This window comes from Streptomyces sp. NPDC097619 (genome assembly GCF_040302735.1).
Lineage (GTDB): Bacteria > Actinomycetota > Actinomycetes > Streptomycetales > Streptomycetaceae > Streptomyces.
The window spans coordinates 1-5631 of record NZ_JBEOSD010000273.1 but is presented as its reverse complement, the minus strand read 5'-3'; the positions used below and the strand labels follow the sequence as shown (position 1 = coordinate 5631).

The window sequence follows — 5631 nt, the reverse complement described above, 5'->3', positions numbered from 1 at the left end:
CGTGCTCTGGGCGATGCTGCGTGACAAGAGGCTGTTCACCTCCGCCCCACCGGTCACGCAGGCAGCTTGACTTCGTCATTGAGATTCCTTCGGGGAGCGCGGCCGGTGGGCCGCCGGGCGGGTACGGATCCGGGTGTGGTCGGGGACGGATGCGGTCGGCTGCGGACCGGGGCCGGTACCGGCCCGTCAGTGCCCGGCGCCGACGGCGACGCGGTGCTTGCGCAGGACCAGGGCCGCCGCGGCGGCGGCGACGGCCACGATGACCGCGCCGGTCAGGAAGGTCTGGGACATGGCGTCCACGAAGGCGCCGTGCGCGGTGGAGAGGAGTTCCCGGCCCTGGGCCGGGGGCAGGGCGGCGGCGACGCGTTCCGCGGTGGCGAGGGTCTGGGTGGCGGCCTCGGCGGCCTCCGGTGGGGTCCGGTCCGGCAGGTCGGCGAGGACCCGGGAGGCGTAGATCTGGGCGCCGACACTGCCCAGGACGGCGGTGCCCATCGCCCCGCCCAGTTCGTACGCGGTCTCGCTGATGCCCGCCGCGGCGCCGGCCCGGCCGGGCGGAGCGGCTCCGACGATCACGTCGTTGGTGAGGGTGTTGGCCAGGCCGACGCCGCCGCCGAGCAGGGCCCCGCCGCCGAAGGCGAGGGCGGCGGTCCCGGTCGCGTCCAACAGGCTCAGTAGCAGGTAGCCGGTGGCCGCGAGGGCCAGGCCGAGGCCGATGACCAGCCCGGCGGGGAGGCGCCGGGCCAGTGCCGGTACCACCAGGGAGCCCAGGACCGCGCCGGCCGCCAGGGGCAGCGCCCACAGCCCGGCCTCCAGGGCCGAGCGGCCCAGGACGATCTGTACGTACTGCGGGAAGAAGTAGAGCATGCCGGTCATCGCGAACACGCCGGCGATGTTGGTGAACACGGCCACGCCGAAGGGCAGCGACCGGAACAGCGCGAGGTCCAGCAGGGGCTGCGGCAGGCGCCGTTGCCGTGCCGCGAACAGCGCGGCCACCACGGCGCCGCCGGCCAGCCAGGCCGCGGGGACGAGGCCCCAGCCCAGCCGTCCCGCCTCCTTGAAGCCGAACACCACCGCGAGCACCGCCCCGATCAGCAGGACCGCCGACGGCAGGTCGAAGGGACCGGGGCGCGGGTCGCGGGACTCGGGCAGCAGGAAGGGGCCGACGGCGAGCAGCAGGGCCATCACGGGGAGGTTGATCAGGAACACCGAGCCCCACCAGAAGTGCTCCAGCAGGAGGCCGCCCACGACGGGGCCCAGACCGGCCCCGCCCGCGAAGGCCGCGGCCCAGACGGAGATGGCCCGCCGGCGTTGGGCCGGGTCCTCGAAGATGTTGCGGATCAGGGAGAGGGTCGACGGCATCAGGGTGGCGCCGCCGAGGCCGAGCAGGGCGCGGGCCAGGATCAGGACCTCGGCGTTCCAGGCCAGTGCGGCGAGCAGGGAGGCCGCGCCGAAGGCGACCGCTCCCGTCAGGAGCAACCGGCGACGGCCGATCCGGTCTCCGAGGGAGCCCATGAGGATCAGGAGCCCCGCCAGGAAGACGCCGTAGACGTCGATGATCCAGAGCAGCTGGGTGGCGGTCGGGGCCAGGTCCGCGCTCAGGGCGGGCACCGCCATGGACAGGACGGTCAGGTCGATGCTCATCAGGAGCACCGGGACCGTCAGCGCGACCAGCGCCCACCACTGGCGGGGCCCGGCCCGCCGGGCCCGGTCGGGCACGGTCACGGATGTCGCGGACCTTGCGGAATTCACTGTCAGTCGCCCCCTCGTGCGGCTTGCCGATGCACCGAAACCTAAAGTTGGGCAGGTGGCCAAGTCAAGTGACCAAGTCGTATGGCTTGGACACTTGGTCAAGTCGACCGACTCAGTCGATCGACCGAGTCATCCGACTCAGTCATCTGGCCAAGAGGCTTGTTATCCTTCGCGGCATGACGACGGCATCGGCGGGCAAGACGACGAAGAAGCACCTCAGCGCGGACGTACGGCGGGAACGCCTGGTCGCGGCGGCCCTGCGGGTGATGAAGCGGGACGGGATCGCGGCGGCGAGCACCCGCGCGATCTGCGCCGAGGCCGAGATGCCGCACGGCGCCTTCCACTACTGCTTCCGCTCCAAGCAGGAGCTGTACGCGGCGCTCCTGGCCACGGACATCAACATCGACCTGGACGCCGCCTGGGGCGCCGTGGCCCCGGACGCCACCCCGGCCGGCATGCTGCGGGCGCTGCTGCACGCCTACTGGGAGGCGGTCGAGGCCGACCCGGAGGCCCAGCTCGTCCTCGGTGAACTGGTCAACCTGGCCCTGCGCGAACCGGAGCTGCACGAGCTGCCGGCCTGGGAGCACCGGGCGTACCTGGACAAGACCACGGCCTACCTCGAACGCTTCGGCCAGGAGGCGGACCTGGAGTACACGGTCCCCGCCGCGGACCTCGCGCAGATGCTCGTGGCCTCCTTCAGCGGTGTCATCTCGGCATGGCTCGCGACCCGCGACGGGGAGACGGCGCGGGTGAGCCTGGACCACTTCGCGGACCTGTTCGCGACCCTGACCCGGCCCCGCGGCTGACGGCCCCGGGCACGACGAAAGGCGCCCGTTCCCCGTCCGCACGTGCGGACGGGGAACGGGCGCCCTCGCGGGTGCCGCTACGGGGTGTGGGTCAGCCGAGGCGGGCCGGGGGGTAGGCCGGTCAGCCGGCCCCGGACGCGTCGGCCCGCGATTCCGCCCGCATGCCGGAGACCGCCGTGGTCACCAGGCAGAAGGCGATGGCGATCTCCGCCCACAGGAACGCCAGGTAGTCGAGCAGGCAGCCGATCGGCGGGCCGCCGGGAGCGGAGTTCCGGAACGCGGCCAGCGCGAACAGCGTGGCCGCCATCCAACCGAGGGCCGGCCAGGTGAGCCCCTTGCGCCGGCTCACCAGGAACCAGGCGCCGATCAGCACCGACACGGCCAGCGCCCACATCGCGACCATCATGAACACCGCGAACACCAGCACGCTGGTGGAGCGGGACAGGCCGATCTCCGCGAGCGCCGTCCCGCCCTCGGACTCCGCGTCCACGGTGGCCGTGAACAGGGCGTCGTTGTTGGAGAGCGTCAGCCGCACCGGCACCCGCTCCCCGCCGAGGACCGCGCCGAACTCGACGGCCGCCCGGTAGGAGTCGAACGGATAGTCCGTGATCGACCCCCCGGTCAGGGCCACGGGCACGTCCGCCGTGGCGATCCGCTGGTGGGCCTTGAAGGACAGGTCCCCGCGGGTGGCCGTCGAGGTTTGCAGGGTGAGGTCCTCCACCGGGGAGATCCCGCCCGCCTCGGCCAGCTCCCCGCGCGGGGTCACCAGGACGCGGAGGACCATCTCCCGGGCGGCCGCGTCCACCCGCTGGACGGTCGCCGTCACGTCCACCCGGTCCGGTTCGTCCCGGCCGACCGTGTGCACGGTGTCCAGGGCCTGGCGTTCGCCGTACTGGAGCCAGGCGCCCACGCCGGCCGCCGCCGCGATGGCGAGCAGGACGAGCGCCGGGAGCCACGGGAGGCGGCGGGCGGGGGAGAGGCGTCGGGACGCGGACAAGGCGGCTCCAGCGGTGCGCGGTAAGGGGATCAGGCGGCGGGCTTGCCGGGCTGGTCGTGGGTGGAGCAGTGGATGCCGCCGCCGCCCGAGGCGATCGTGTCGATGGGGACGAGCACGATGTCCCGCTTGGGGAAGTGCTCCTGGAGGATGCCGCGGGCCCGGTCGTCGGCCTTGCGGTCGCCGAACTTCGGGAGGAACACGGAGTCGTTGGCGATGTAGAAGTTGGCGTAGGTGGAGACGAAGTCGTCGCCCTCGCCGGTGATCCGGTTCAGGTCGGGTTGCGGCAGGTCGATGACCTCGAAGCGGCGTCCGCGCGCGTCCGTGGCCTTCGCCAGCACGGAGGCCGCCTGGTCCGCCGAGCGGGACCAGGAGTCCGCCGGGGTCGACGGGTGCGCCCGGTCCAGCAGGACCACCCCGGGAGCGGTGAAGCGGACCAGGCTGTCCACGTGGGCGTCGGTGATGTCCTCCCCGCGCACCCCGGCCAGCCAGACCACCTTCTCCACCCCGAGGGTCTTCTTCAGCTCGGCCTCGATGACGGCCTTGCTCTTGCCGCGGTTGCGGTTGTCGTTGACGATCGAGCTCTCGGTGATCAGCAGGGTGCCCTCGCCGTCCGGCTCGAAGGAGCCGCCCTCGGCGACCAGCGGCGCCTGCACCCGCGGGATCCGGTACTCCTGGAGCAGCTTGCGGCCGACGACCCCGTCGTTGCGGTGCTCCTGCTTGTTGCCCCAGCCGTTGAAGTTGAAGTCGACGCCGACGACCTTGCCCTTCTCCTCCATGAAGACGGGCACCGTGTCGCGGGCCCACAGGTCGTCCACGGCCAGCGGGATCACCTCGACCTGCGAGCCGACGGCGCGCTGGGCCGCGTCGACCTGCTCGGGGCGGGCCATCATCACGACCGCCTCGTACTCGCCGATGGCCCGCGCGATGCGGGCGATGTCCTGGCGGACGTACCGCAGGTCCTCGCCCCACACGGAGGTCAGGGCCGGCCAGGACATGAAGGTGCGGGTGTGGCTCTCCCACTCGGCGCCGAGTCGCCGTCCGCCGGCCTTGGCGGAGGGGAGCGGAGAGGCGCCGGAGCCGGACTGCACTCCGGCCGCGGTGGGGCCGCAGGCCGAGACGCCCGCGATGGCGGCGCCGATCCCGGCGAGGGCACGGAGGGCGGTGCGGCGGGTGGGGGGCAGGAAGGACACGGGGAACTCCGATCGTGTGCTGGCGGACGGGGTGCATCCGCCAGAGCGGGCCGCGGGTGTCACGGAGGCCGACAAACCGGGCCTTACGGACAAGGGTGCGCGATCCGCGCTGCGAACGGCCGCTCGGCACGAAGAAGTGGTGCGGCCTCGTGTCGTCACTGTGGCACTGACTGGAATTTCAGTCAATTCGCCTCTCCGGGGCAACCGAGACGCCCCGTTTCCACTCCGACGGCCGTCCGCAGCAGCTCACGGGCGTGTTCCAGGGGGATCAATCCGCTCAGCCAGCGCACGCTCAACCCCTCCAGCAGGGCCGTGAGTCGCTCGGCGGCGGCCGTCACGGCCGGGGCCGGGGCCTCCGGGTGCAGGGCGACCAGATGGTCGGCCACCTCGGCGGTCCAGGCGGCCCCCGCCGCGGCCAGGTCCTCCCGCAGCTCCGGGTCGAAGACGGAGTGCGCGCGCAGCTCGCCCCAGGCGGTGCTGTTCTCGCGCACCTCGGGCAGGTCCTGGAACTCCAGCAGGAGCATCCGCTCCAGCGCCTGCCGGGGCCCGGCGGACTCCGCCGGGCCGGGCGGAGCCTGCTCGTCGGCGGCCAGGGTGTAGCGGTCGGCGCGGTCCCCGATGAAGGCCAGGGCCTGCCGGAGCAGGCCCGGTCGGTCCTTGAAGTGGTAGTAGACGAGCCCCGTGGAGACGCCGGCCTCGGCCGCCAGGTCCGCGACCCGCAGGCCGCGCACCCCCTGGCGGGCGATCACCCGGGCGGCGCCGCTCAGGATCTCCGCCCGCCGGTCCGGACCGCGGCCCGCGCGGGAGTCCCGGGCGGGCCGGCCCGCCCCGGGGTCCGGGCGCCACCGGGCCCCGCCGGCGGGGGAGAGGGGGGGGGGGCGCGGAGAGG

At 73.5% G+C, this 5631-nt stretch carries 5 protein-coding genes; 1 reads left to right on the top strand and 4 read right to left on the bottom strand.

What is annotated here, in order from left to right:
- Positions 1 to 186: 186 nt before the first annotated feature.
- Positions 187 to 1722 carry an MFS transporter gene (locus tag ABTZ17_RS36080; protein ID WP_352200049.1) on the bottom strand — a complete coding sequence of 512 codons (1536 nt, stop codon included), beginning with the start codon at positions 1720 to 1722 and terminating at the stop codon, positions 187 to 189.
- Positions 1723 to 1925: 203 nt separating this feature from the next.
- Between ABTZ17_RS36080 and ABTZ17_RS36075 the strand changes: the two genes are divergently transcribed.
- Positions 1926 to 2555: a TetR/AcrR family transcriptional regulator gene (locus tag ABTZ17_RS36075; protein ID WP_352200048.1), complete on the top strand. Its 630-nt coding sequence runs from the start codon at positions 1926 to 1928 to the stop codon at positions 2553 to 2555.
- 121 nt (positions 2556 to 2676) lie between these two features.
- Here the strand turns inward: ABTZ17_RS36075 and ABTZ17_RS36070 are convergent, their stop codons facing one another.
- From ABTZ17_RS36070 to ABTZ17_RS36060, 3 genes are all read right to left on the bottom strand, one after another.
- The gene (locus ABTZ17_RS36070) at positions 2677 to 3552 is read right to left on the bottom strand and encodes a DUF4436 domain-containing protein (RefSeq protein WP_352200047.1); all 876 of its coding nucleotides are present in this window, start codon (positions 3550 to 3552) and stop codon (positions 2677 to 2679) included.
- Between the two features lie 29 nt (positions 3553 to 3581).
- Positions 3582 to 4742, bottom strand: coding sequence for an agmatine deiminase family protein (locus tag ABTZ17_RS36065; protein ID WP_352200046.1), 1161 nt, complete (start codon positions 4740 to 4742; stop codon positions 3582 to 3584).
- Positions 4743 to 4924: 182 nt separating this feature from the next.
- Positions 4925 to 5491 (bottom strand): TetR/AcrR family transcriptional regulator, encoded by a 567-nt coding sequence (locus ABTZ17_RS36060; protein ID WP_352200050.1) that lies wholly within the window; start codon positions 5489 to 5491, stop codon positions 4925 to 4927.
- Positions 5492 to 5631 lie beyond the last annotated feature (140 nt).

Coding starts and splice junctions, on each gene's coding strand:
- ABTZ17_RS36075 (WP_352200048.1), top strand. CDS start 1,926: ATGACGACGGCATCGGCGGGCAAGACGACGAAGAAGCACCTCAGCGCG.